Raw genomic sequence first — 23,956 nt, forward strand, 5'->3', positions numbered from 1 at the left:
GTGCCAGGGCGAGCACCACTACGGCGCCCACGGCGATTCCCAGCAGGGCGAGGTAGGGCAGGTCAGGCATGGGCGGCCTCCTGCATCTTGGCGCCGATCTCGGCAGCGGCACGGACGATGGCGCGGCGGGTGGCGGCCTCAATCCCGCCGTACTTGTGGGCCGCACATCCAAACCAGGTATCGCCGGGGCGCCGTGCAGAGCCACCATAGTCATCGACATGGACCCACAGGCGCAGCTTCACAGCCAGCCGCAGCGCATCGCCGTCGTCGGTGAGCGGGTTCCATTCGATGCCCGCCACCTTCCCGTCTGGGTCGGCCTTGGCCGGCCGCGTGAACAGCATGTGCGCCTGGAAGCCGGTGCCGGGCCATACCCCCATGCCGGCTGCCTTTGCCGCCAGCTCCAACAGTTCGCGGTCAGTTCGCATTGCCGTCCCCCTCCTTGCGCGCGGCCAGGACAGCGGTTTCGTCATCGTCGGCCGCTTCGCCAACGGCAATTCGCAGTGCGTCAAACGCGGCGTCAAACCGGGCGACGTTCTCGGGGAACACCACCAGACCGCCGTCAGTGCGGTCCCAGACGTGCGGATACAGCTTGGTCATGCCCTTGACGGCGGCTACCAGTTGAACGAGCGATGCCGGTATATCGGCATCACGCACCGCCTCGCTGGCCTGGCTGTCCTCTGCCGCCGTGGGCGCGGGGGTGGACTTGAGGGTGCGGACGGCGTTCGCCGCCTGACGGAATTTGGTGTGGTACCGTCGATTCTCATAATGCAGACGATCAAGCACCTGCGCCGCTTCCTCCAGTGCCGCATTGCGCACGTCCTCGGCGCTGTCCCGGGCCGCCGCTGCCGCGTACACATCAGGATGCAGCCCTGCCGGGTGCAGCGTCCAACGCCATCCAGCAGGGGCCTGGGGCGCGCTATGTCCAGGGCTTGTGTCCAGAGGCTCAGGCTTATGTCCATAGGCGCTGGCCTGGGGCGCGGCATTCTCGATGGCATCCAGCGCACGCATCCAGGGGCAATTGCTGCTGCTGTGTTCGCCGATTTCCACCAGCAGATGGTGAGCAATGGCGTTCGCCAGCTTGTCGGCCATGTCGTGGTACTCGTCGCGCTCGGTCATTACCTCTTCGAGTTGCTTGTCCAGCGATTCGTTGATAGCCCGCAGTCTCTGGTTGTCGGCCGCGAAGCCGTGCTGGTGAATAACCGGCTGCGCCTCCCCGGCTACAGGGGCGCTTGCCAGGGCCCGATCGGCGTGGTCCAGAATATCGCCAACGGTGCGCGTTTCACCATCCAGCGTGATCTTGTCAGCTTCGATATTGAGCGCTTGCAACGCGCCGGCTGACCAGCGTAAGGCAGTGATGGCGGCGTCAAGGGCTGCGAGCTTCGCATCGCCGTCCTCCATGCAGTGCTGGTCCATTTCTACGCCCAGGCGTAGATCCTGTAGCGCCTTGATGTGGGGCGCCCGCTCATCGGCTACAGGGGCGCGCAACTTCTGCACGAGCGCGCCGCATTGCTCGGCCAGTGCCTTGGCTTCGTTCATGGCGTCGATTTCGGCCTGCGACAGATCGCGATAGCCCTTGATCTTCTGGTGCTGGTTTTCCATCACTGCTCCTATGGGGTACTGCGTTGGGGGGAATCGTTACGCCGCTTCCGGCTCCAGGTTCAGGCCCAGCGCGCCCTGCTTTTCGATCGCCGGCGTCACGCTGATGGTGATTTCGTTGCCCAGCACCTCGTGCAGCTTCTTCACCTGCTCGCCCGTGGGGTGGCACTTCACGCGGAACGTGAGCGTCACGCTGCCGCCTTCGTGCAGTTCCGCCTGGAAACCGTCGACGTCTACAGGGTCCATCTGGATGTCGGACGAACCGCCCAGGCCGAAGCCGATGAGCACCTTGGCGCCCTTTAGGTCGTGCTTGAGGCGCACGCGGTCGATCAGGTCGGCGTAGATCCGTTCGGTCAATGCTTCGCCGACGGCCATTTCGGCCTGGTTCGGCGCTTCCTCGGCCTTGTAGAGGCCATGGCGCAGCCGCGGATGGAACTCCGACAGGATGCCGTTGCCGGTCGTGAAGCTGATCTTCAGGTCGGCGCCGCCGGCCGGCTCGTCGCCGTGGCGCTCGGTGCGCACATTCAGGTGCGCGAGGATCGCGGTTTGCTCTTGCAGGGAGAACATAGGGCAGGGCTCCAAGTGGTGCTACGTGGGTAATAGGGCGGGCGCCGCCCAGGGAGATCAGGCGGCCAGGCGCTTCAGCTGAACAACCAGCTCATCGCGCTCGGCCAGAAACTGGAGAACGGCCTTTTCGTGGTCGGCCAGCTCTTTGGCGGTTGGGATGAAGCGGCAGACGAACAGCTGCAGCTCTTCCGGGAACCGTGGATCGAACGACACGAAGTCGGCGAACTCCGCACCGGTGACCCAGACGTTGTGCAGGCACTGCGGGCGATATTGGTCCGGCAGCGTGCCCGCTTCCAGATAGCGGATGTGCGTGGTGCTTTTCGGGCACTTCGTCTCGAGCACGCCGCGCCGGCCGTCTTCCACGAACAGGCCGTCAACGCTGCATCCGGCCGCCACGTCGGGCAGGTACATGAAGCCGCTTTCGATGGCGACATTGCCGGACGCTTCTTCGTAGGCCATGCGGGCGAACGGCTCCTGATCGATGCCCCACTGCATTTCCTTGCTGGTGTAATCGCTGCCTTGGGGCATGCCCGTCAGTACTTCGATGGCCAGCTCGAACTTGTAGTCGGCGCGCTTGGTCGACCATTCCTTCTTGGCCGTCATCGCCAGCATGTCGGCGGCGCGCGACCCGGTGACGCGGCCGCAGCGGTCCGGCAGCCAGCCGTCGCTGCCCTGCTCATGGGGGGAGAGGATGTAGCGGTTCATTCCTGGATACCTCCTTGGTCATCGCGGCCGAAGCCGTCGTCGGACGGGTCGCGGGGCGGCTCGTCGATGGTCTTGCCGCCATCTGGCGGGGGTTCGGTGGGTACCGCCTCGCCGCGCAGCACGGCGCCTCGCGCCGCCACCGCGGACTTGAAGGCGTTGTAGATGGCCATGTCCCGCGTGGCGCGCACCTCGGCCAAGCCGTCTTTCCAGACCTTCTCCAGGGCGGCGGCATCCCGGGCCGCATCCACGGCCTTGCGCAGGCGCGGCAGCAGGTCGGGATCGACCGGCGCGCTGGCGGTGGTGGCCAGGCCTTCGCCGCCGTCTGTGTTCAGGTGGTGGATCGCCTCCGACAGGCGGTCGTTCTTCGGCCAGTATTTGTAGGCGCGCTTCACCACCGTCTTTTTGGCCATCTCGCCGTAGTCGGTCTTCCAGGGCGACGACTTTCCGGACTTCACCGACTGGGACCGGTTCATGATCCCGTCGATTTCGTCCCGGCTCATTGGCGTGGTCAGGTAGTCGCCGTCGGCGGTCTTGACCACCACATAGGCCCCGATGATTTCGCCCCGTTCTTTGCTGAAGGGATTGAAGACGTGCGTGGGCGGGGCATCGAAGCCATTCAGGGCGAACGTGTCGGCGGAACGCACCAGCTCGGCCTGGGCCCAGCGGATGGAGCCGGTAGCCACGGCCGGGTCGATTAGGCCCATGTAGCTGATGTCCAGGCAGATCCGGCCGTCGCGCGGCACCAGGTACGCCTGGCGCTTCGCGGGGTTCAGGCTGATGCCAATCGCGGCCACGTTCGTCACCGCGTTGATCACAGACTGGCGGTTGCCCGTCGCGACCTTCAGGGTGTAGTCATTGTTCTGCAGCACCTGGATGGCGAAGCCCGCTTCCTTCTCGAAGCTGATGCTCTGATCGGTCAGCACGGCCGCGAAGGACTCGCGGGCGTTGTAAATGTCCTGGGTGATGACGGCGAGGTTGTTCAAGGGTTATTCCTTCGCGGCGACTGCGGTCTTGCCGCAGCCTTCGCAGGCGGTGAGGGTGGATCGGGCGTCGAGGGTCGGGCCGATCAGGCCGGTGGCTACCGCCAGCGCGGCGACCATGGCGGCGTATCCGGCCAGGTCCAGGTCAAGGCGCGTGGCGCGCAGGTAGGCGATGAGGCGGCGGCTCATTGCCGGCTCCCGAAGGTGACGCGCTGGCCGTCCTCGGTCAGCTCGACCAGCGTGTCCAGCAGTCGGGCGCGGGCCAGCTTGGTCCACTCGACAAACAGCGTGCCGACCGACACCGCGGACTCTCCGCGCGCCGCGGCACGGACCAGCAGCGAGAACGCCGCTTCGGATTGCGCATCGCCGATCGTGGCCGCGTACAGCGCTTCGGCGACCAGCTCCGGATCGCCATAGGGCCAGCGCACGCAGCGCTGCGCCACCAGGGCGTAATGCAGGTCGGCATCGAGGTCGCGCCGCAGCTCGGCCAGCCGCTCGGCGTCGGTCAGCGGGCGCACGACCGCAGCCGTGCCGCACTCGGTGGGGTAGGTGAGGGGAAGCATGGTCAGGCCTCGTCCGACCGTGCAGCCATGTCGCGGTAACGGTCGAAGTCGTCGCGGAACGCCTCTTTCAGGCGCGCGCGCGCCGCAGCGGGTCGGCCGTCATCCAAAGCCGGGCAAGCTGCTTCATGAACGAACCGCCGAGCTGGGCCATTACCTGCACCGCCTGCTCATCGCTGATGTAAGTGGTTTCCATGGTGTCTCCTGTCCCCGGCACCCGGGGCGGGTGGGGAAGGTCAAGTGGTCTGCTGCCAGGGCGCACGGCCCTCGCACATGGCAATGAACATCTCTTTTTGAGCGGCCCAGGCAGCGTCCCTGGCAGCGGCCCTGGCAGCGGCCCGCTCTTCCTCGGTGGCTTCGCCGTTGGCGAAACGCTCGGCCACGTCCAGCGCGTCCTTGCTTCGCTGATCCGTCATCAGATGTTCAACTTGGCGAGCGCACCAGACGGCGAACAGGCGCGCATCGCGATCAACACCGGGCACGCAGCGAAGCGCCCACAGCGCGTCATCCAGGCCGTTGCTTGCGAGGATGGCCGTCAACGCGACCGGCTCGGCATGTGAAAACTTGATATAGCTTTCGCGCTCGCTGTCATCGCCGGAAAACTCACGGCCCTGAACGGCACGGACGACCTTGTTGTAGCCCTCGAAACATGCACCATCGCGGCGCAGATCAGCGAGCGTGACTTCGAATTTGAGGGTGGCCTTGGTATCGGACACAGTTATCTCCTAGCCCCTACCGGGGCGGGTGGGGGTTAGGTGTGAAGATTCAATAGGTTGTATGCATGGTTCATCCGAACCGGATTTGAGAAACTGGAAATCGCCAACTCCCCAGTTCACTCAAGGAGCCCGGCCGGATGAACACCCATAAGCATGCCCGATTGACCTTCCTACGTCGACTCGAAATGGTCCAGCAATTGATCGCCCATCAAGTTTGTGTGCCTGAAGCGGCCCGCGCCTATGGGGTCACCGCGCCGACTGTGCGCAAATGGCTGGGCCGCTTCCTGGCTCAGGGCCAGGCGGGCTTGGCCGATGCGTCCTCGCGCCCGACGGTCTCGCCCCGAGCGATTGCGCCGGCCAAGGCGCTGGCTATCGTGGAGCTGCGCCGCAAGCGGCTGACCCAAGCGCGCATCGCCCAGGCGCTGGGCGTGTCAGCCAGCACCGTCAGCCGCGTCCTGGCCCGCGCCGGTCTGTCGCACCTGGCCGACCTGGAGCCGGCCGAGCCGGTGGTGCGCTACGAGCATCAGGCCCCCGGCGATCTGCTGCACATCGACATCAAGAAGCTGGGACGTATCCAGCGCCCTGGCCACCGGGTCACGGGCAACCGACGCGATACCGTTGAGGGGGCCGGCTGGGACTTCGTCTTCGTGGCCATCGATGACCACGCCCGCGTGGCCTTCACCGACATCCACCCCGACGAGCGCTTCCCCAGCGCCGTCCAGTTCCTCAAGGACGCAGTGGCCTACTACCAGCGCCTGGGCGTGACCATCCAGCGCTTGCTCACCGACAATGGCTCGGCCTTTCGCAGCCGCGCCTTCGCCGCGCTGTGCCATGAGCTGGGCATCAAGCACCGCTTTACCCGACCTTACCGCCCACAGACCAATGGCAAGGCCGAACGCTTCATCCAGTCGGCCTTGCGTGAGTGGGCTTACGCTCACACCTACCAGAACTCCCAACACCGAGCCGATGCCATGAAATCCTGGCTACACCACTACAACTGGCATCGACCCCACCAAGGCATCGGGCGCGCTGTACCCATCTCCAGACTCAACCTGGACAAATACAACCTATTGACAGTTCACAGCTAGATGATTGTTGGGCATGGCAAACTCCTGAGGAAGGCAAGAATAGGATTACCTGCGCAGCGTCAAAGGCGTGATCGGAACCGCCTGGCAGGTCAGGCAGGTGTCCGCGGAACCATCGAAGTCAATGAGGTGGGCCACCTGCCCGGAAACGATGTGCATGGCGCAGCTCTCGCATTGGCCGACGCGGCACCCGCTCGGCAGGGACAGGCCGGCGCGCTCGGCGGCGTCGAGCAAGGTGCCGGCCGAGGGGTCCCAGGTGAAGCCGCCCTGCTCTGCCTCGATCTCGATCGGCTGGGGCGCCAGGGTGGCCGGCACGCGTTTTTCGCTGGTGAACGTTTCCGAGAAAATGTCGAAACGCGGGATGCCGCGCGCCGCCAGCGCGTCGGTGCAGAACGCCAGGAAACCCGGCGAGCCGCACAGGTAGACCAGCGGCCGCGCCGCCACCGTCGCCGGCGGCAGCCACGCGAAATCCAGCCGGCCGCGCTGCTGGTAATCGCGGCCCGGCGCGTCGTCGCTTGCCGGCTCGGCATACACGGTCAGCGTGCACACCGAGCCGATGCGCTGCGCCAGCCGCTTGAGCTCGGCCCCGTACGGGTGCGACGAACCATCGCGGCAGGCGTGCACCAGCAGCACCGACGGGGCAGGCCCGGCATCCTGCGCCAGCGCCTCGAGGTAGCCATGAAAAGGGGTAATGCCGATGCCGCTGGCCATCAGTATCACGGGCCGCGCCGTGCGCAAGGGCGGCGTGAAGACGCCCGCCGGCGCGGACAGCAGCACGCGCGCGCCCTCGGCCAGCTCATGCAGCGCATTGGACATCACCCCGGCGGGGCCATCGCCGTCGCGTACGCGCCGCACGGCGATCGACAGGTGGGCGGGTTCGCGATTGGGGCCGGTAAGCGAGTACGCGCGCCGGGCAGCGCCGCCGGGCATGGACACGATGACGTGCTGCCCCGGCAGGAAATCGGGCAACGCCTGCGCGTCGCAGGGAAGCAGGCGAAACTCCGCCACGTCGTGCGCGATGCCGCGCTTTTGCGCCAGCACGAATTCGCGCGCGCCGCTCCAGCTGCCGCGGTTGCGCGCGTCGTCGCGCACGATGTCGCACACCGTGGCGCGCAGGGGCACCGAGCCGCTGACCGGATCGCGGTGGCGATCCGTCATGATGGCGTTGATATTGCTGGACGCGGGCCCGACGATGGCGCCGTCGACGCGCCCCAGTCCCTCGCAGCCCTGCCACCAGCCGAATTCGGCGATCGCCACGTTCTCGTGCAGATCGGCGTTGATTTTCGCGCGCAGGGCGACTTCGCCGTAGGGCGTGCGCACGCGCACCCAATCCCCGCTGGCTATGCCGCGGGCCCGCGCGGCCTGGACGCTCAGGTACACCTGGGGCTCGGGCGACTTGCGCCGCAACGAAGCGACGTACCGGTGCGACGAATGCACGAACCAGCCGCTCTTGGCCGTGCTCATGACCAGCGGGTATGCGCCGGCGTGCCGCGCCGGCGTATCGGCCGGCTCGACATGGACGGGCAGCGCGGGCTGGCCGATGTCGCGCAGGGCCGCGCAGTGGATTTGCACCCTACCGTCCTGCGTGGGAAAGCCGACGGGCTGCCCGTCGCGCACGGCCTTGTACTTCTCATGGACAAACGGCTGCGGAAAGCGGATGCCCTCGGGCTGCCTGCGCAAGGCCTGCACATCGATACCCAACGGCGCCAGCTGGTGGTTCCAGCACGCATCCATGTCCGCGCCAAAGAACGCATCGCGCAGCCCCAGGCGGCGCGCCAGCTCCAGCACGATCTCGTAGTCCGCGCGCGACTCGCCGGCGGGCTCCACCATCCTGGGGCGCAGCTGCACGTGCTCCACGGCCGCCTGCGTGATCTCGAAACCCAGCTTCAGCGCTTCGCGCTCCCAGGGCATGTTGGCCGGCAGGACGATGTCCGCGTTCATGGCGGTCGGGTTCATGCTCATGTCGACGTGCACGTGGAAGTCCAGGGCCTGCAGCGCCTCCAGATTGCGGGCGGTCTCGGCCTGCGAGACCAGCAGGTTCGACCCGAAGCTGACCAGCGTGCGCACCGGATAGGGGTCCTGTTGCAGGACGGCCCGGCAGAAGTCGCGCGCCGTGATCCATCCCAGGCTGGGCGGCCCGAGGGGCAGTTCGTCCAGCCCCAGCGCCTTGGCGCGTTGCACCGGCGACAGCAGCTCCCGATACCCGTTGACGGCGCGATACGGCGGCGCCACGGTCCACAGGTTGCCGCCCTTTCTGTCGCATGCGCCCGTCAAGGCGTATAGCGTGGCGATGGCGCGGTCGGTCTGGGTGGCGTTGGTATACTGGCCGACGCCGGTCCAGGAGTGATAGGACAGCCGGGGCGCGTTCTCGAAGATGGCGTTGAATTGCGCCAGCTCGGCCTCGTCCAGCCAGGCCAGCCTGGCGACCTCGTCCGGCGTGTAGCGCTCCACCGCTACCCGCAAGGCGTGCATGACCGTCACGGCCTCGCACGCGCGGCCGTCGTGCAGGCGCAAGGTCCAGGATCCGAACAGCTCGGCCCGCGCGGTATCCGCGCCGCGGCCGCTGGCGGCCGGGCTGCCGTCCTGCATCACCACCCGCGCGGCCGGGTCGGCGTCGGGCCACAAATCCACGGCGCGCAGCAAGGCGCCGCTTGCGCCGTCCACCAGGTACGGCCCGTTGCTCCAGCGCGCCACGAAGTCGTGGTCGAAGCGGCCGGTATGCAGCAGGTGGCGTATGGCGCCCAGCGCGAGCGCGCCATCGGCGCCGGGGCGCACCCGCAGCCACAAGTCCGCCTGCTGGCTGGATCCCTCCCGATTCGGATCCACCACCACCACCCTTGCCCCGCGCTGGCGCGCCGCCGCGATCCGCGCGGCCTGCGCCAGCCAGGTCCGCGCGGGGTTGTGGCCCCACAGCAGCATGGTGTCGGTGTGCTCCAGGTCCGGCACGCCGATGCCGCGCCCGAAGGTCAGCGCATGGGCATAGTCCTTGTGCCAGCCACAGACCTCGACCGCGTAGATCAGGTTGGGGCTGCCGAACACCCGCACGAATCGCTCGACCCACTCGAAGCTGTCCACCATGGGCGTGCCGCTGGGCGTGGTGACGGCGAACGCAACGCTTTCGGCGCCATCGCGCCGGCGCGCGACCGCCAGCCGCGCGGCCACTTCGTCCAGGGCTTCGGACCACTCGATTTCCCGCCAGCCGGGGTCGGCCGCGCCGCGCGGATTGGTCCGCCTGAGCGGGCGCAGCAGGCGATGGCTTTCGGCCATCATTTCCGGCGCCGCGCGACCCTTGGCGCACAGGGCGCCGCCCGTCGGATGGCCGGCAAGCGGCGTCACGGCGACCAGCCGGCCGTTCTCAACGTGGTTGACGGATCCGCAGCGCGACCGGCACAGCGTGCAGTACCCCGTGACTTGCTTCATGTTGCCCTTGCCCATGTAATGCGTGACGCGCTACTTAACTTGGGCGAATAGTAGCGCGTGACGCATTACATAAGAATGAGGGGAAACACGGATATGGGTAAGGGCCGCCAGAGGCAGCGCGGCCGGTCCAGAAAGGCGCTGCCTCCAACGGCCGCCTCAGCCCTCGCCGGCCCGCGGCAGTTTCGCGATCACCTTGATCTCGAAATCGAAGCCATACAGCCAGGTCACGCCCACGGCGGTCAGGGTGGGATGCGGCGCCTGGCCCCAGTACTCGGGCACCACTTCCCAGATCTGCTCGAACCGGGATTGGGGGTCGACCATGAACACGGTGACGTCGACGACGTCTTCGAAGCTGCACCCGGCGGCGGCCAGGATGGCATTGAGGTTGTCGAATGCCTGGCGGACCTGTTCCTGCAGCCCCTGTTTCGGCGAGCCGTCTTCCTGGCTGCCGACCTGGCCGGAAACGAACAGAAAGCCGTTGGACCGGATGGCCGGCGAATAGCGGTTGCGGTCGTACAAGGCCTGGCGGCCGGCCGGGAAAACCACGTTGCGTGCGGACATTGAAGCCTCTCCATCATGGGTGATTGAAACGTGCCCGTCTGGGCAGTGCGATCCACTTTAATGAGCGCGGCCGGACCGATAAACAAGCGATCGCACCCAACATTGTTTGTAGAATCCAAACAATCGGACAGCCTGGAACAACGATGGATCGTTTCGATGCAATGCGGGCATTCGCCCGTGTAGTGGAGACCGGCAGCTTTACCAAGGCGGCGGACACCCTGCACATGAGCAAGACCAGCGTGACGCAACTGGTGCAGCAACTGGAGGCGCGCCTGCGCGTGCGGCTGCTCAATCGCACCACGCGCAAGGTCAACGCCACCGCCGACGGCGCCGCCTACTACGAGCGGGTGCAGCAGCTGCTGGCCGACCTGGAGGACGCCGAGACCAGCCTGTCCGGCGCGTCGGCCACGCCAAGGGGCAGGCTGCGGGTCGATGTGCCCAGCCCGTTCGCCAGCACGATCCTGGTCCCGGCGCTGCCGGCCTTCCAGGCGCGGTATCCGGACATCCTGCTGCATCTGGGCGTCAGCGACCGGGAGGTGGACCTGATCGACGAGAACGTGGATTGCGTCATCCGGGGCGGCCAGATCAGCAACCTGTCGCTGGCGGCACGCCACGTGGGCGACCTGCAGCTGGGCGTCTACGCCGCGCCCGGCTATCTGGCGCGCGCCGGCGTGCCCGCCCATCCGGGCGAGCTGCAAGACGCCCGGCACCGCATCGTCGGCTTCTCGTGGTCGCGCGCGCGCCGTCTGTTTCCCTGCGCCATGCAGCGGGCGGACGAGCGCATCGAGGTGGCGGGCCGCCATGCCCTGCTGCTGGACGAAGGCAATGCCTATCTTGCCGCGGGCCTGGCCGGCATGGGGGTGATCGGGGTGCCGACTTACATGGCCGAGGCGCACGTCGAGCGCGGCGCGTTGATACGGCTGTTCGGCGACTGGCGGCTCGACCCCATGCCCCTGTATATCGCGTATCCGCAGAACCGGCATGTCAGCGCGAAGCTGCGGGCGTTCATCGACTGGATCGTGGAGCTGATGGCGCGGCATGCGCCCGTGACGGACGCGCCGCCGCCACGCCGGTCCGCCAGGCTGCCAGGCGGACCGGACGCTGCGCCGCCCGATATCACTGGGGCGTGATGCCGAGGCGCTGGATCATCTCGCTGACGCGCTGGTTTTCGACGGCCAGTACTTTCCTGGCTTCCTGGCGCGATGCGGGATAGGGGTCGATGCCCAGGGTGACGAACTGGCTGGCGACATCGCTGGCGCGCAAGGACTCGAGCAAGGCCTGGTTGATCCGCTCCAGGCGGTCCTCGGGAGTGCCCTTGGGCGCCATCAGCCCGACCCAGGCAACCATGTCGAAGCCCTTGATCTCGCTGACTTCGGCCAGCACCGGCGCATCCGGCATGCTGGCCGAGCGCTGGGCGGAAGAGACGGCGTAGGCGCGCGCGTCCGGATTTCACGTGCGGGGCCACCGACGCGACCGAGTCCCACATGAACGAGACCTGCCCGCTCAGGACATCGGTAAGCGCCGCGGCGCTGCCCTTGTACGGAATGTGCTGGGCCTTGATGCCCGCGCTGTCCATGAAGACTTCCGCGGTGAGGTGTCCGATGGATCCGTTGCCCGACGAGGCGAACGTGTACTTTTCCGGACTCTTGCGCAGCAGGTCGATCAATTCCTGCGCGCTCTTGGCCGGGAAGCTGGACGAGGTCACCAGCACATAGGGCACCTTCGCGACCAGTCCGGCCGGTTCGAGATCGGACGGCGAGAAGCCGCTTTTCATGAGCAGCGGGTTGACCGTCACCGAACCGGACGAGCCGGCCAGCAAGGTGTATCCGTCCGCCTCCGATTTGGCCACCGCCGTCGCGCCGATGGTGCCGCCGGCCCCTGCCCTGTTTTCCACGATAAACGGCTGGCCCAGCGCCGCGGCCAGCTTTTCGCCCGCGGCGCGGGCGGCCACGTCGGTGGCCTGGCCGGGCGTCCACGGCACGATGATGCGCACCGGCTTGTCAGGGTAGGACTGGGTCGCGTGCGCCTGGGGCGCCAGTATGCAAAGTGCCGCGGCCAGCGAAGCAAAGCGCAATGTCATGACAGTCTCCTTGTTGTAAAAGCCTTTTTGCTAGCTGATCCGGGCAAGCGCCCGCCCAGCTGCCTAATGGGCGCCCCGTGGGTCGCCGGATGGTCCCGCCACCACGCCGGCGGCATGCAGGTCCGATAGTTGCCGGGCGCTCAGGCCAAGCAGCTCGCCCAGCACCTGGTCGGTGTGCTGGCCCAGCCGGCTGGCGCCCTGGGTAGGCCGGCGCATGGCGCGCGGCTCGCGCACCGACGTGCCGAGCGCCCAGTGTTCGCCGGCGCCGGCCGTCGCGATCCGCTCGAAAAGCGGGTTGGCGCTGCCCGCCCGGCCATCCCGGGCCAGCATCTGGGTGGCTGTCTGGTAGAGGCCCCAGCAGACGCCGCCCGCGTCGAGCGCGGTTCTGACCTGCGCCAGCATGCGGGCCCGAAACCAGGGCTCGCAGGCGGCGGCGATGGCGTCCCGGTGCGCGAAGCGCTGCGCCTCCTCGGCCAGCTTGGCGCCGGTGCGCGCTTCGATGGCGGCCACCGCCTCGGCCAGGCCGCATGTCCGCACCAGGCTTTGCCACTGCCCTTTCGAAATGGCCGCGACCATGACCCGGTTTCCGTCGCGGGTGACGAAGTCCCTGCCGAAGGCGCCGTAGAGATGATTGCCCAAGGGCTCGCGGTCCTCGCCCAGCAGCTCGGCCTGCGCCAGCGTGCCAAGGTGCGACATCAGCGCAAACGCCACGTCCGACAGCGCCAGCCGCAGCTCCGCGCCCTGGCCTGTCTGGCGCCGCCTGAGCACCACCGACACCACCGCCATCGCGGCCTGATAGCCGCAGCACGCGTCCCAGGCCGGCAGCGGGCTGTTGACCGGCTCGCGTCCGTCGCCGGTGGCATGCGGATAGCCGGTGGCGCAATTGACCGTATAGTCGACCGCGCTCGAGCCGTCCGCGTTGCCTTCGATGGTGCAGGTGATGACGTCCGGGCGGCCCTCGGCCAGCGCGGCGTGGGACAGCCAGGACACGCCGATGTTGGTAAGCAGGATGCCGGCGTCCGGCCCCGGCGCGCACACCAGCTTTCTGGCCAGGTCGCGGCCTTCGGGCTTGCGCAGGTCCAGCGCCACGGAACGCTTCTGCTTGTTCAGGCCCGTCCAGTACAGGCTTGTTCCGCCGGGCATGCGGGGCATGCGCTCGTAGTCGATGCCTCCGCCTGTCATGTCCAGCCGGATCACCTCGGCGCCGAACTGCGCCAGGGTCAGGCCGGCCAGGGGGGCGGCGATGAAGGCGGAGCTTTCGATGACCCGCACCCCTTTGAGGAAATCCAGGTTCACTACCGCGCCCCTGCGAGCGAGGCCCGCGACGGAACCAGGCAGCTGCGGACAAAGCGCATGAAGACGACCCCGTCGGCGCGCACGCCTTCGGTGCGCACGGTCACCACACCCTGGCCGGGACGGGACTTGCTCTCGCGGACCGACAGCACCTCGGAGCGCGCGTACACGGTGTCGCCGGGATGCACGGGCGCCAGCAATTCGATCTCCTGCCACCCGAGGTTGGCGACGGCGTTGGCGCTGATATCGTCGACGCTCATGCCCAGCACGATCGCCAGGGTCAGGCCGCTGTTGACCAGGGGCTTGCCGAATTCCGTCTGCGAGGCGTAGTGATGGTCGCAATGGGTCGGGTGGCGGTTCATCGTCAGCAGGCTGAACTGGATATTGTCCGCCTCGGTGATCGTCCGGCCGGGCCAGTGCGCGTACTGATCACCGGTCTTGAAATCCTCCAGCAACCGGCCCCGGGCCAGCAGCATACTCTTGGCGTCCATGCTCATGCTCTCCTGTGATGCACGGAAAGCATCATAGGAGGCTTGCGCAAAGTTATTATGTGATTAATCTTATCGATTATTCATCTATCGAAGTCCGCGGCCGCGCCAGCCGGCGCGCCGCGACCGGAGCTGGCCGCATGGGCAAAGAAAAGAGTCGACCGTTACCGAACATCAATCTGAAGCTGCTGCATACGTTCATGCTGGTGGCCGAGCATTGCAGCTTCCGGCAGGCCGCCGAGCTGTCGCACCGGTCCCAGGCCGCGGTGACGGGGCAGATCAAGCAGCTCGAAGCGCAGCTGGGCGTGGACCTTTTCCATCGGACCACGCGGCAGGTCAGGTTGACCGCCGAAGGCGCGCAATTGCTGGAGAGCGCGCGCCGGGCGGTCCACGAAATGGAAAACGGGCTGCGGCAGATCCAGGAAACGGTGGACCTCAAGCGCGGCCGTATTTTCCTCTCGTGCTCGACCACCGTGTCATCGACGCGGCTCGCGCCCATCCTGGCGGCGTTCGAGCGCGACTATCCCGGCGTGGAAGTGTTCGTGCGGGAGCTGACCTCGGGCGATATGTTCGAGACGGTGCGCCGCGAACAGGCGGACTTCGGCATAGGCCCCATCATGGAGCTGCCGGAATTCGATTTCGAACCCATCCTGACCGAGAACCTGTACGCGGTGGTGCCCAGGAATCTTTTCCCCGACACCGCCGAGCAGATCACCCTGGCGCGGCTGGCTTCGATGCCGCTGCTGCTGCTCAACCCCGGTACGGCGCTGCGCGCCCTGATCGACAATACGGCGCGCAGCCGCGGCTTGACGATCAACGCCAAGTTCCAGTTTTCGCAGGCGCAGACGCTGATATCGATGGCCACCGCCGGACTCGGCGCGGCAGTGCTGCCGGCCATGGTCCTGCCCGCGAAGCCGCACAAGGACGTGCAGGTGCTGCCCATCGCGAGCCCCCGGATGACCCGGGACGTGGCGATCGTCCGGTTGCGGCATAGAAAGCTGACGCCCGCGGCCGCCAGGCTGGCGCAGCTGGTGCGCGACCTGATCCACGGGCCGCTCGGGCGGCGAACCGCCCGGGCGACTACACGACGCCCGTCTGCCTGAGCGCCGCGAGCCGCTCGCCGCACACGCCCAGCAGCTCTTCGTACACCCCGGCGTTGTCCTGCCCCAGCGCGCCGCCGGCCCGCAGGAACCGGGCCGGCGTGCCGGACAGCCTGGGGACGGACGCCGGCAGCACCGTCTTGCCGATGCGCGGATCATCGACTTCCATCAGGTTCCCGCGCGCCCGGTATTGCTCGTCCTGGAAGATGTCCTCGATCGAGTACACCTTCGAACACGGCACGCCCTCGTTGCGGCAAAGATCGAGCAAGGCTTGCAGATCGAAGCGCGCGCTCCACGCCGCCACCAGCGCATTGATGGCCTGCCGGTTTTCCGCCCGGGCCGCGGCGGTGGCGAATCTGGCGTCGCCGGCCAGCCCGGGCGCGCCCATCGCGCTGGCCAGGCGCTCGAACATCCGGTCGTTGCTGCACGCAATCGCCACCCATTGGCCGCAGCGGGTCTGGTAATGGCTGTGCGGCGCGACGTTCGGAACGTCCGCGCCCAACCGGCGCCGCACGAAGCCGGTGGCCGCGTACACGGGCGCGAGTTCGTCCAGCAGGCGGAACACGGACTCGTACAGGCCGATATCGACGACCTGGCCCAGGCCGGTGTGGTTGCGCGCCTGCAGCGCCATCAGCACGCCGATGGCGCCCCACAGCCCCGAGATATAGTCCGCCAGCGAGGTCGAGCCCGGCACGACTGGCGGGCCGTCCGGCTCGCCGGCCAGGTGCGCCAGGCCGCCGAAGGCATGCGCGATGCGGGCGAACCCCGGCTCTTCGCGCTTGGGCCCATCCTGCCCATAGGCGCTTACGCGCAGCAGGATCAGGCCGGGGTTCAGTTCGGACAGGACGTCGTAGCCCAGCCCCCATTTCTCCAGGGTGCCGGGCCGGAAGTTCTCCAGCACCACATCGGACTCGCGCACCAGCTCCTTGAACAGCGCCGCGCCCTCCGGGGTGCGCAGGTCCAGCGTGACGAAGCGCTTGTTGCGCGCCTCGCTCATCCACATATACGTATCGCCGCACGGCGAGGGCGTGCCGAACTTGCGCAGCGAATCGCCGCCCCTGGGCTGCTCGATCTTGATGACGTCGGCGCCGAAGTCGGCCATGATGGTTCCGCAAAACGGCGCGGCGAGAAAGGTTGCGATATCCAATACCCGCAACCCCGACAAGGCCTTGGGCGGGTGCGGGGCTTCTTTGAGATCTGCTGCCACTGCTGGCTCCTGGTAGAACGACTGCATCTGCTGTCACTCTCGCAGGCTAGCTGTGAAGATTCAATAGGTTGTATGCATGGTTCATCCGAACCGGATTTGAGAAACTGGAAATCGCCACCCCCCCAGTTCACTCAAGGAGCCCGGCCGGATGAACACCCATAAGCATGCCCGATTGACCTTCCTACGTCGACTCGAAATGGTCCAGCAATTGATCGCCCATCAAGTTTGTGTGCCTGAAGCGGCCCGCGCCTATGGGGTCACCGCGCCGACTGTGCGCAAATGGCTGGGCCGCTTCCTGGCTCAGGGCCAGGCGGGCTTGGCCGATGCGTCCTCGCGCCCGACGGTCTCGCCCCGAGCGATTGCGCCGGCCAAGGCGCTGGCTATCGTGGAGCTGCGCCGCAAGCGGCTGACCCAAGCGCGCATCGCCCAGGCGCTGGGCGTGTCAGCCAGCACCGTCAGCCGCGTCCTGGCCCGCGCCGGTCTGTCGCACCTGGCCGACCTGGAGCCGGCCGAGCCGGTGGTGCGCTACGAGCATCAGGCCCCCGGCGATCTGCTGCACATCGACATCAAGAAGCTGGGACGTATCCAGCGCCCTGGCCACCGGGTCACGGGCAACCGACGCGATACCGTTGAGGGGGCCGGCTGGGACTTCGTCTTCGTGGCCATCGATGACCACGCCCGCGTGGCCTTCACCGACATCCACCCCGACGAGCGCTTCCCCAGCGCCGTCCAGTTCCTCAAGGACGCAGTGGCCTACTACCAGCGCCTGGGCGTGACCATCCAGCGCTTGCTCACCGACAATGGCTCGGCCTTTCGCAGCCGCGCCTTCGCCGCGCTGTGCCATGAGCTGGGCATCAAGCACCGCTTTACCCGACCTTACCGCCCACAGACCAATGGTAAGGCCGAACGCTTCATCCAGTCGGCCTTGCGTGAGTGGGCTTACGCTCACACCTACCAGAACTCCCAACACCGAGCCGATGCCATGAAATCCTGGCTACACCACTACAACTGGCATCGACCCCACCAAGGCATCGGGCGCGCTGTACCCATCTCCAGACTCAACCTGGACGAATACAACCTATTGACAGTTCACAGCTAGGGCGCCAGGGGCTCAGCCCCGGGCGCCGCCCAGCACGTGTACCGGCGCGCCCGCGGCCCAGGCGCGCACGGCCTCGAGCGCATTGGCATAGAACGCCTGGAAGTTCTCCGCGTTCACATAACCCAGGTGCGGCGTAAGCAGCACGTTGTCCAGCGTGCGCCAGACATCGGTGGGGGGCAGCGGCTCGCTCTCGTAGACGTCCAGCCCGGCGCCGGCCAGCCGGCCCTTGCGCAGCGCGTCCAGCAGCGCGTCCTGGTCGACCAGGCCGGCGCGCGAGGTGTTGACCAGGTAGGCGCTGGGCTTCATGGCCGACAGCGCGGCCGCGTCGACGATGTGGCGGGTGCTCTCGCCGAGGATCAGATGCAGGCTGACCACGTCGGCGGTGGAAAACAGGGTGTGCTTGTCCACCCGCGTCACGCCGGCCTGGGCGGCGCGCTCGTCGGTGAGGTTGGGACTCCAGGCCACCACCTCCATGCCGAACGCGCGCCCCACCTGCGCCACCGCGCTGCCCAGCTTGCCCAGGCCCAGCACGCCCAGCCGCCTGCGTGCCAGCGGCTGCGGCATGCCGGTCTGCCACAGGCCGCGGCGCATGGCGGCATCTTCCTGCGGCAGGCGCTTGAACAGCGCCAGGATGTGGGCCCAGGCCAGCTCGGCCGTGGCGGCGCCGGCCTCGGCGCTGCCGGGCGCGCCGCACACCAGGATGCCGCCCGCGGCGCAGGCCTGCATGTCGATGGCGTTGTTGCGCATGCCGGTCGTCACCAGCAGCCGCAGCGCGGGCAGCGCCTGGATCAGTTCGGCCGGAAACGGCGTGCGCTCGCGCATCGCCACGATGACATCGAAAGGCTGCAAGGCCACGGCGCGCGCGGGCCCCGAAGGCAGCGCGTCGCGAAATACCTGCACGCGCGCCTGCGCGCCCAGCGTGGTCCAGTCGGCATAGCGCTCGGCCACGCCGTGGTAGTCACCAGTATCGCAATATGCATCCCAGCCTCCTTGGGGCCGCCGGCGGGCTACAGACGCGCTTCGAGTTCGTCGCGCGGCAGCGCGCCGCTGACGCGGCCGCCGCTCTTGAAGAAAATCGCGGGCGTGCCGCGCACCATCAGCTGGCGGCCCAGCGCCAGCCATTGGTCGACCGGCGCATCGCACTCGGCGGTGGGCGGACGCTGGCCGCGCACCATCCAGTCTTTCCAGACCTTGGCAGGATCCGAAGCGCACCAGATGTCGCGCACCTTGGTCGTCGAGTCCGGCGAGAGGATCGGATACAGGAAGGTGTAGACCGTGATGTTGTCCATGTCCTCCAGCGTGCGGTGCAGTTGCTTGCAATAGCCGCAGTTCGGATCCTCGAATACGGCCATGACGCGCGAACCGTCGCCCTTGACCTGCTTGACCGCCAGGTCCAGCGGCAGCTCCTCGAACGGGACGCTGGACAGTTTTTCCTGGCGTTCGCGGGTGACATCGCGCCGGGTCAGGGCGTCGATGAGCGGCCCCTCCATGACCCAGGTGACCTTTTCATCGGTGTACAGCAAATCCGTTCCGATCTGCACCTCGAACAGCCCGTACGGGGTGCGTCGCACCGCCGTCACGTCGAACCCCTCGAAACGCTGCGCGAACCGCTCCTTGACGGCATCGGCCTGCGGATCGGGCGCCTGCGCCGAACGGGTGGAATACACCTTGTCGCCCGGCTTGGCGGGCGCGCTCCCGGTGGTCGAGTAGACCTTGTCCGGCGTGCCCGGGGCGGCCTGGCCGGCACCATCCTGCGCCAGGGCGCCCGAGCTCCACACCGCGGCGGCGGCGCACCAGACTGTGATCCGGAAATTCATACCTGCTCCTGAAAACGACGGCCCGCTCAATTGCGCGAGGCCCCTTCGATGAGTTGCCGCTTGATGAACGGCACGGCATCCACCCATTGCATGCCCGCGTTGCGCAGCCAGGCCAGCGGCGCGCCGCGCGCCCCGAACAGGCGATGCAGGCCGTCGGTGGCCATGCGCATGGCCAGCACGGGCTCGGCGCGGGCGCGCTGGTAGCGCCGCAATACCCGTAGATCGCCGGGACCGCGAAAGGGTTCCCGGTCGCCGACCGCGCAGGCCAGCGCCTCGACGTCGCCCAGGCCCAGGTTCAGCCCCTGGCCGGCCAGCGGGTGCAGCCGGTGCGCGGCGTCGCCGGCCAGCGCGATGCCCGGCGCCACCATCTGGGCGCGCTCCAGCGTAAGCGGGAAACCCAGCACCGGGCTGCGTACGCGCAGCCGCCCCAGCCGCCCCTGCGAGGCGCAAGCCAGCAGGCGCTCCAGCTCGGCCGCGCGGACGGCCGGCTCCATGGCCTGCAAGGCCTGCGCCTGCGGGGTGCGCATCGACCACACCATGAAAACCTGCGGCCCGTCGGCGGTATCCGGCATGGGCAGCAAGGCCAGCACGCCGTCGTCGCGAAACCATTGGAACGCCGTGCCGTGGTGGGCGCGCTCGGCGTCCAGGTGCGTCACCAGGCCGGTGTCGTCATACGGGGTGGCGTCGTGGCGCAGGCCGGCGGCCTTTCGCAGCGGCGAGGCGGCGCCGTCGGCGCCGACGAACAGCTCGGCGCGCAGGCGCTGGCCGCCATCGGTCTCGACCTCGCCGGCACGCCAGCCGACGCAGCGCTCGGCGATCCAGGGGATGCCGAACATCTGCACCGCCTGCATCAGCACCCGTTCGATCTCGCCGGATTCGACGATCCAGGCCAATTGCGGCTGCGCCGCCTGCCAGGCGTTCAGGCGTACCAGGCCGTCGCCGTCGCCATGGATTTCCATGGCCTGCACCGGCGTCAGGCGGGCCGCCGGCATGGCGTCCCACACGCCCAGCCCGGCCAGGAATTGCTGGCTGGCGGGCGAAATCGCGTAGACGCGCGGATGATAGCGATCGGGCTCGGCCGCCGGCACCGGCGCGCGCGGCGCCAGCACCGCCACCCGTTGCCCGCGGCGCGCCAGCGCCAGGGCGCTGGCCAGGCCGACGATGCCGGCGCCGCAAATCACGATCTGGGGTTTCATCGCGCCGACGGCTCCCCGGCCTGCTTGGGCCACAGCAGCCACATCTGGCCGCGCTGCTTCATGCGCCCGGCCTGCTGGCCGGCTTCCTCGCCGTAGCCCCAATAGAAGTCGGCGCGCGCCGCGCCGCGAATGGCCGTGCCGGTGTCCTGCGCGAACACGGTGCGCTGCAGGGGCCGGTCGGAGGCCGGCAGCGTGGTCGACAGGTAGACCGGCGTGCCCAGCGGCACGAAACCGGCGTCGACCGCGATCGAGCGCTGCGGCGCCAACGGGATGCCATAGGCCCCCTTGGGCCCTTGCTCCGGATCGACCACCGCCTCTTCGCGGAAGAAGACCACCGCCGGGTTGGCGTTGAGCATTTCCTGCACGCGCGAGGGATTGCGTTGGGCCCAGGCACGGATGTTCTGCATCGATGCCTGGTCGGCGCGCAGCTCGCCCTTGTCGATGAGCCAGCGGCCGATGGAGGCATAGGGCTGGCCGTTATGGTCGGCGTACGCGACGCGGATCGTGGTGCCGCGGTCGGGGCCATCGGTCAGCTGCACCCGGCCCGACCCCTGGACCTGCAGGAAGAAATTGTCGACCGGATCGTCCACCCAGACGATGGCCGGCGGCTTGCGGTCGCCCGCCTCGATCGCGGCGCGCGTGTCGTAGGGCACGACCCGGCGGCCGTCGAGCCGGCCGCGCACGCGCTTGCCGGTCAGGTCGGGATAGACCGAGCCCAGGTCGACGACGAGCAGGTCGGCCGGCACGGCATACAGCGGCCACTGGTAGCGGCCGCCCTGGCGGCGCGAGCCGCGCACCAGCGGCTCGTAGTAGCCGGTGACGGTATTGGTGGCGGGACGGCCGTCGGCGCCGGCGATGCGCCAGGGCTGCAGCCAGGTCTGCAGGAAGCGCCGCACCGCCGCGCTGTCGCCGGCGGCCGGCGCCTTGGACGGGTCGACCGCCGCCGCGCACACGGGCTGCCAGGCGCGCGGCGTGGCGCGTGCCGGCGCCGCCAGGTTACCGCTGGTCGGCCGCATCAGGCCTTTGCAATTGCGCAGGAACAGCGGCCACCAGCGCGACAGGTCGTCGCTCTCCCAGTTGGGCAGCTCGGTCCAGGCAACGCGCTGGTAGCGCCCGGCCAGCGCGCGCGGCGGGGTGTCGGACAGCGCCGACAGCGGCGGCACGACCAGCGGACCTTCGGCCGCCGGCGGCACGCCGCCGGGCGCCGTCTCGGGCGGAATCTGCGATGGGGTCGTGCACGCCGCCAGCAATACGGACAGCAGGGACAGACAGAGAAGTCGCTTCATGGAATGCGGATCGGAAAATCACCGTGCCGGGAGGAGCCCGGCTCAGTGCAGTGTACGCGGCATGGCCAGCAGGAACTCCGCAATCGGCACCTCGAACGGAATGCCGTTTTCGCCCACGCAATGGTAGGTGCCCCGCATCGTGCCGATGGGAGTCGGAAGCGGACAGCCGCTGGTGTATTCGAAGGTTTCGCCCGGCGCCAGCAGCGGTTGCTGGCCCACCACGCCAAGGCCGCGCACTTCCTGCACGCGCTCCTCGCCGTCGGTGATGATCCAGTGGCGACTGATGACCTGGGCCGGGTGCGAACCGGTATTGGTGATGCGCACCGTGTAGGCAAACACGTATTGCTGCTGACTGGGATCGGACTGCTCCGGCACATAACGCGGGGTCACGGATACGGTCAGATCATAGGGTTTCACAGGCCTTTCCCGGTTCGACACATGGAAGGCGCCCGCAGGCGCGCACGAGGTTGACGCGGCTGGCCGGCGCCGAAAAAACCGGTTCGCCGCGCCAAGCTGCAATAATTGCACATTATGCCCCCGGAAATCGCGAACACCATGTCCACCCAGCCGGCCTCCACCCGCATCGCCCCCAGCATTCTATCCGCCGACTTCGCCCGCCTGGGCGAAGAGGTGCGCAACGTCGTCGCCGCGGGCGCCGACTGGATTCACTTCGACGTGATGGACAACCATTACGTGCCCAACCTGACCATCGGACCGATGGTCTGTGCCGCGATCCGTCCCCATGTGCAGGTGCCGATCGACGTGCACCTGATGGTCGAGCCGGTCGACGAAATCGTGCCGCAATTCGCCAAGGCCGGCGCCAACGTCATCACTTTCCATCCGGAAGCCTCGCGCCACGTCGACCGCACGCTGGCGCTGATCCGCGACCACGGCTGCAAGGCCGGCCTGGTGTTCAACCCGGCCACGCCGCTGCACTACATGGACTATGTGATGGACAAGCTGGACGTGGTGCTGCTGATGTCGGTGAACCCCGGCTTCGGCGGGCAGGCGTTCATCCCGGCCACGCTGGCCAAGCTGCGCGATGCGCGCGCCCGCATCGACCGCTGGCGCGCGGCCGGCGGCCAGCCCATCCTGCTGGAGGTGGACGGCGGGGTCAAGGTCGACAACATCGCCGAGATCCGCGCCGCCGGCGCCGACACCTTCGTGGCGGGCTCGGCCATTTTCGGCAAGCCCGACTACGCCCAGGTCATCGGCCAGCTGCGCGCCGAGATCGCGCGCGGCGAAACCATCGCCGTGTGAGGCCGCCATGCATACCATCAACGCCGTACTGCTCGACCTCGACGGCACCCTGCTCGATTCGGTGCCCGACCTGGCCATCGCCGCCAATGCCATACGCCGCGACCTGGGCATGGCCCAGTTGCCCGAAGCGCTGGTCGCGACGTTCGTCGGCAAGGGCGTGGACAATCTGGTGCGCCGCGCCCTGGCCGGCAGCCTGGATGGCGCAGCGCCCGACGAAGCGCTGTTCGCACGCGGACGCCTGTCGTTCTTCAAGCACTACCACGCGGTCAATGGCGCGCACGCCACCGTGTTCGACGGGGTGAAGGCCGGCCTGGCGGCGATGCGCGAACAGGGCCTGCCGCTGGCGGTGGTCACCAACAAACCGACCGAGTTCACCCTGCCGCTGCTCGAGCGCACCGGCCTGGCGGGGTTTTTCCGCCTGGTGGTGTGCGGCGACACCTGCGCGCGGCGCAAGCCCGATCCCGACCAGGTGCTGCATGCCTGCGACCGGCTCGGTGTCGCGCCGGCCCAGGCGGTCACCATCGGCGATTCGGTCAACGACGCCCTGGCCGGCCGCAGGGCCGGCACCGCGGTGCTGGCGGTGCCTTATGGCTACAACGAAGGAATGGACGTGCGTTCCCTGGATGTCGATGGTATAGTTGACACGCTTGTCGATGCGGCCCACTGGATTTCCCAGCGCAACGCCAAGCCGCAGCGCACCACCGCGGCCTGAAAGCCCGCCCGGTACGCCCGTCGTCACCCAACCAGACACTGCCAGCTACATGAACGCTCGCCCCTCGAACCAAATGCGCAACGCCTCGTGGCGTTGGTGGCGTTTGTCTTCCGGGTGGCGATGATTCCCTTCCCGGCCCTGGACGTATCTGTCGCCTAGAGCCGGAGCTGTGAAGTGCAGCGCCAAGCCCGGAACCCGTAACTGGACCGGGCTTTTTGCTGCATGCCC

Annotated in this window: 24 protein-coding genes and 2 pseudogenes; 6 read left to right on the forward strand and 20 right to left on the reverse strand. The window is 68.0% G+C overall.

Annotated features, from left to right (window positions below; translation table 11 throughout):
• Positions 1 to 62 precede the first annotated feature (62 nt).
• The 9 genes from BN118_RS01385 to BN118_RS01425 form a co-directional block, all read right to left on the reverse strand.
• Positions 63 to 425 (reverse strand): hypothetical protein, encoded by a 363-nt coding sequence (locus BN118_RS01385; protein WP_023853043.1) that lies wholly within the window; start codon positions 423 to 425, stop codon positions 63 to 65.
• Complete coding sequence (locus tag BN118_RS01390; protein ID WP_041166122.1) at positions 415 to 1,599, reverse strand: hypothetical protein; 1,185 nt, start codon at positions 1,597 to 1,599, stop codon at positions 415 to 417. The genes BN118_RS01385 and BN118_RS01390 overlap by 11 nt, the downstream gene beginning before the upstream one ends.
• 36 nt (positions 1,600 to 1,635) lie before the next feature.
• Complete coding sequence (locus BN118_RS01395) at positions 1,636 to 2,163, reverse strand: hypothetical protein (protein ID WP_010929847.1); 528 nt, start codon at positions 2,161 to 2,163, stop codon at positions 1,636 to 1,638.
• Between the two features lie 57 nt (positions 2,164 to 2,220).
• Positions 2,221 to 2,868 (reverse strand): YqaJ viral recombinase family protein, encoded by a 648-nt coding sequence (locus BN118_RS01400; RefSeq protein ID WP_010929848.1) that lies wholly within the window; start codon positions 2,866 to 2,868, stop codon positions 2,221 to 2,223.
• Positions 2,865 to 3,851 (reverse strand): recombinase RecT, encoded by a 987-nt coding sequence (locus BN118_RS01405; RefSeq protein ID WP_014905436.1) that lies wholly within the window; start codon positions 3,849 to 3,851, stop codon positions 2,865 to 2,867. Before BN118_RS01405 ends, BN118_RS01400 begins: the two co-directional genes overlap by 4 nt.
• Positions 3,852 to 3,854: 3 nt before the next feature.
• Positions 3,855 to 4,037, reverse strand: a complete 183-nt coding sequence (locus BN118_RS01410; RefSeq protein ID WP_010926410.1) for a hypothetical protein — start codon at positions 4,035 to 4,037, stop codon at positions 3,855 to 3,857.
• Positions 4,034 to 4,411 carry a hypothetical protein gene (locus BN118_RS01415; protein ID WP_010926411.1) on the reverse strand — a complete coding sequence of 126 codons (378 nt, stop codon included), beginning with the start codon at positions 4,409 to 4,411 and terminating at the stop codon, positions 4,034 to 4,036. Before BN118_RS01415 ends, BN118_RS01410 begins: the two co-directional genes overlap by 4 nt.
• Positions 4,412 to 4,478: 67 nt before the next feature.
• Complete coding sequence (locus BN118_RS21000; RefSeq protein WP_019247982.1) at positions 4,479 to 4,604, reverse strand: hypothetical protein; 126 nt, start codon at positions 4,602 to 4,604, stop codon at positions 4,479 to 4,481.
• Positions 4,605 to 4,644: 40 nt separating this feature from the next.
• Positions 4,645 to 5,124, reverse strand: coding sequence for a hypothetical protein (locus tag BN118_RS01425; RefSeq protein WP_014905437.1), 480 nt, complete (start codon positions 5,122 to 5,124; stop codon positions 4,645 to 4,647).
• A 137-nt stretch (positions 5,125 to 5,261) separates the two neighbouring features.
• On the opposite strand from BN118_RS01425, the gene BN118_RS01430 reads away from it, so the two are divergent.
• Entirely contained in the window at positions 5,262 to 6,212 is a 951-nt protein-coding gene (locus tag BN118_RS01430) for an IS481-like element IS481 family transposase (protein WP_010929577.1), read from the forward strand.
• A 45-nt stretch (positions 6,213 to 6,257) separates the two neighbouring features.
• Here the strand turns inward: BN118_RS01430 and BN118_RS01435 are convergent, their stop codons facing one another.
• A complete protein-coding gene (locus tag BN118_RS01435; protein ID WP_227914916.1) occupies positions 6,258 to 9,629 on the reverse strand; it encodes a molybdopterin-dependent oxidoreductase in 3,372 nt (1,123 codons plus the stop codon).
• 156 nt (positions 9,630 to 9,785) lie between these two features.
• A complete protein-coding gene (locus BN118_RS01440) occupies positions 9,786 to 10,190 on the reverse strand; it encodes a RidA family protein (protein ID WP_010929801.1) in 405 nt (134 codons plus the stop codon).
• A 143-nt stretch (positions 10,191 to 10,333) separates the two neighbouring features.
• Between BN118_RS01440 and BN118_RS01445 the strand changes: the two genes are divergently transcribed.
• The gene (locus BN118_RS01445; protein WP_010929802.1) at positions 10,334 to 11,320 is read left to right on the forward strand and encodes a LysR family transcriptional regulator; all 987 of its coding nucleotides are present in this window, start codon (positions 10,334 to 10,336) and stop codon (positions 11,318 to 11,320) included.
• Here BN118_RS01445 and BN118_RS21300 read toward each other — a convergent pair.
• From BN118_RS21300 to BN118_RS01470, 3 genes and pseudogenes are all read right to left on the reverse strand, one after another.
• Positions 11,307 to 12,270 (reverse strand): annotated as a pseudogene (locus tag BN118_RS21300) (Bug family tripartite tricarboxylate transporter substrate binding protein). The gene BN118_RS01445 and the pseudogene BN118_RS21300 sit on opposite strands and share 14 nt — an antisense overlap.
• Positions 12,271 to 12,333: 63 nt before the next feature.
• A complete protein-coding gene (locus BN118_RS01465; RefSeq protein WP_010929803.1) occupies positions 12,334 to 13,566 on the reverse strand; it encodes a CoA transferase in 1,233 nt (410 codons plus the stop codon).
• Entirely contained in the window at positions 13,566 to 14,060 is a 495-nt protein-coding gene (locus tag BN118_RS01470) for a MaoC family dehydratase (RefSeq protein WP_010929804.1), read from the reverse strand. The genes BN118_RS01465 and BN118_RS01470 overlap by 1 nt, the downstream gene beginning before the upstream one ends.
• 131 nt (positions 14,061 to 14,191) lie before the next feature.
• On the opposite strand from BN118_RS01470, the gene BN118_RS01475 reads away from it, so the two are divergent.
• Positions 14,192 to 15,154, forward strand: a complete 963-nt coding sequence (locus BN118_RS01475; RefSeq protein ID WP_014905439.1) for a LysR family transcriptional regulator — start codon at positions 14,192 to 14,194, stop codon at positions 15,152 to 15,154.
• On the opposite strand, the gene BN118_RS01480 is transcribed toward BN118_RS01475, so the two are convergent.
• On the reverse strand, positions 15,132 to 16,385 hold the full coding sequence (locus BN118_RS01480) for a CaiB/BaiF CoA transferase family protein (protein WP_010929806.1): 1,254 nt from the start codon (positions 16,383 to 16,385) through the stop codon (positions 15,132 to 15,134). The genes BN118_RS01475 and BN118_RS01480 overlap by 23 nt on opposite strands.
• Before the next feature lie 121 nt (positions 16,386 to 16,506).
• On the opposite strand from BN118_RS01480, the gene BN118_RS01485 reads away from it, so the two are divergent.
• Entirely contained in the window at positions 16,507 to 17,457 is a 951-nt protein-coding gene (locus BN118_RS01485) for an IS481-like element IS481 family transposase (protein WP_005012067.1), read from the forward strand.
• A 12-nt stretch (positions 17,458 to 17,469) separates the two neighbouring features.
• On the opposite strand, the pseudogene BN118_RS01490 reads toward BN118_RS01485, so the two are convergent.
• The 5 genes and pseudogenes from BN118_RS01490 to apaG form a co-directional block, all read right to left on the reverse strand.
• Positions 17,470 to 18,437: pseudogene (locus tag BN118_RS01490) on the reverse strand (D-2-hydroxyacid dehydrogenase family protein).
• A gap of 27 nt (positions 18,438 to 18,464) precedes the next feature.
• On the reverse strand, positions 18,465 to 19,304 hold the full coding sequence (gene dsbC / locus BN118_RS01495; RefSeq protein ID WP_010931379.1) for a thiol:disulfide interchange protein DsbC: 840 nt from the start codon (positions 19,302 to 19,304) through the stop codon (positions 18,465 to 18,467).
• Positions 19,301 to 20,470 (reverse strand): UbiH/UbiF family hydroxylase, encoded by a 1,170-nt coding sequence (locus BN118_RS01500; RefSeq protein ID WP_010931378.1) that lies wholly within the window; start codon positions 20,468 to 20,470, stop codon positions 19,301 to 19,303. Before BN118_RS01500 ends, dsbC begins: the two co-directional genes overlap by 4 nt.
• On the reverse strand, positions 20,467 to 21,756 hold the full coding sequence (gene mltA / locus BN118_RS01505) for a murein transglycosylase A (RefSeq protein ID WP_003815379.1): 1,290 nt from the start codon (positions 21,754 to 21,756) through the stop codon (positions 20,467 to 20,469). The genes BN118_RS01500 and mltA overlap by 4 nt, the downstream gene beginning before the upstream one ends.
• Before the next feature lie 42 nt (positions 21,757 to 21,798).
• Positions 21,799 to 22,173: a Co2+/Mg2+ efflux protein ApaG gene (gene apaG, locus BN118_RS01510; protein WP_003815381.1), complete on the reverse strand. Its 375-nt coding sequence runs from the start codon at positions 22,171 to 22,173 to the stop codon at positions 21,799 to 21,801.
• A 114-nt stretch (positions 22,174 to 22,287) separates the two neighbouring features.
• Between apaG and rpe the strand changes: the two genes are divergently transcribed.
• On the forward strand, positions 22,288 to 23,016 hold the full coding sequence (rpe, locus tag BN118_RS01515) for a ribulose-phosphate 3-epimerase (RefSeq protein ID WP_023852620.1): 729 nt from the start codon (positions 22,288 to 22,290) through the stop codon (positions 23,014 to 23,016).
• 7 nt (positions 23,017 to 23,023) lie between these two features.
• Positions 23,024 to 23,728: a phosphoglycolate phosphatase gene (locus BN118_RS01520; RefSeq protein WP_010931377.1), complete on the forward strand. Its 705-nt coding sequence runs from the start codon at positions 23,024 to 23,026 to the stop codon at positions 23,726 to 23,728.
• Positions 23,729 to 23,956: the final 228 nt, after the last annotated feature.

Origin of the sequence: Bordetella pertussis 18323, assembly GCF_000306945.1 — a bacterium.
GTDB lineage: Bacteria > Pseudomonadota > Gammaproteobacteria > Burkholderiales > Burkholderiaceae_B > Bordetella > Bordetella pertussis.

What these genes read in the sequence shown, in the direction of transcription:
- BN118_RS01385 (WP_023853043.1), bottom strand. Translation starts at nt 425, where the DNA reads ATGCGAACTGACCGCGAACTGTTGGAGCTGGCGGCAAAGGCAGCCGGC.
- BN118_RS01390 (WP_041166122.1), bottom strand. Translation starts at nt 1,599, where the DNA reads ATGGAAAACCAGCACCAGAAGATCAAGGGCTATCGCGATCTGTCGCAG.
- BN118_RS01395 (WP_010929847.1), bottom strand. Translation starts at nt 2,163, where the DNA reads ATGTTCTCCCTGCAAGAGCAAACCGCGATCCTCGCGCACCTGAATGTG.
- BN118_RS01400 (WP_010929848.1), bottom strand. Translation starts at nt 2,868, where the DNA reads ATGAACCGCTACATCCTCTCCCCCCATGAGCAGGGCAGCGACGGCTGG.
- BN118_RS01410 (WP_010926410.1), bottom strand. Translation starts at nt 4,037, where the DNA reads ATGAGCCGCCGCCTCATCGCCTACCTGCGCGCCACGCGCCTTGACCTG.
- BN118_RS01415 (WP_010926411.1), bottom strand. Translation starts at nt 4,411, where the DNA reads ATGCTTCCCCTCACCTACCCCACCGAGTGCGGCACGGCTGCGGTCGTG.
- BN118_RS21000 (WP_019247982.1), bottom strand. Translation starts at nt 4,604, where the DNA reads ATGGAAACCACTTACATCAGCGATGAGCAGGCGGTGCAGGTAATGGCC.
- BN118_RS01430 (WP_010929577.1), top strand. Translation starts at nt 5,262, where the DNA reads ATGAACACCCATAAGCATGCCCGATTGACCTTCCTACGTCGACTCGAA.
- BN118_RS01435 (WP_227914916.1), bottom strand. Translation starts at nt 9,629, where the DNA reads ATGAAGCAAGTCACGGGGTACTGCACGCTGTGCCGGTCGCGCTGCGGA.
- BN118_RS01440 (WP_010929801.1), bottom strand. Translation starts at nt 10,190, where the DNA reads ATGTCCGCACGCAACGTGGTTTTCCCGGCCGGCCGCCAGGCCTTGTAC.
- BN118_RS01445 (WP_010929802.1), top strand. Translation starts at nt 10,334, where the DNA reads ATGGATCGTTTCGATGCAATGCGGGCATTCGCCCGTGTAGTGGAGACC.
- BN118_RS01470 (WP_010929804.1), bottom strand. Translation starts at nt 14,060, where the DNA reads ATGAGCATGGACGCCAAGAGTATGCTGCTGGCCCGGGGCCGGTTGCTG.
- BN118_RS01475 (WP_014905439.1), top strand. Translation starts at nt 14,192, where the DNA reads ATGGGCAAAGAAAAGAGTCGACCGTTACCGAACATCAATCTGAAGCTG.
- BN118_RS01480 (WP_010929806.1), bottom strand. Translation starts at nt 16,385, where the DNA reads ATGCAGTCGTTCTACCAGGAGCCAGCAGTGGCAGCAGATCTCAAAGAA.
- BN118_RS01485 (WP_005012067.1), top strand. Translation starts at nt 16,507, where the DNA reads ATGAACACCCATAAGCATGCCCGATTGACCTTCCTACGTCGACTCGAA.
- BN118_RS01500 (WP_010931378.1), bottom strand. Translation starts at nt 20,470, where the DNA reads ATGAAACCCCAGATCGTGATTTGCGGCGCCGGCATCGTCGGCCTGGCC.
- mltA (WP_003815379.1), bottom strand. Translation starts at nt 21,756, where the DNA reads ATGAAGCGACTTCTCTGTCTGTCCCTGCTGTCCGTATTGCTGGCGGCG.
- rpe (WP_023852620.1), top strand. Translation starts at nt 22,288, where the DNA reads ATGCCCCCGGAAATCGCGAACACCATGTCCACCCAGCCGGCCTCCACC.
- BN118_RS01520 (WP_010931377.1), top strand. Translation starts at nt 23,024, where the DNA reads ATGCATACCATCAACGCCGTACTGCTCGACCTCGACGGCACCCTGCTC.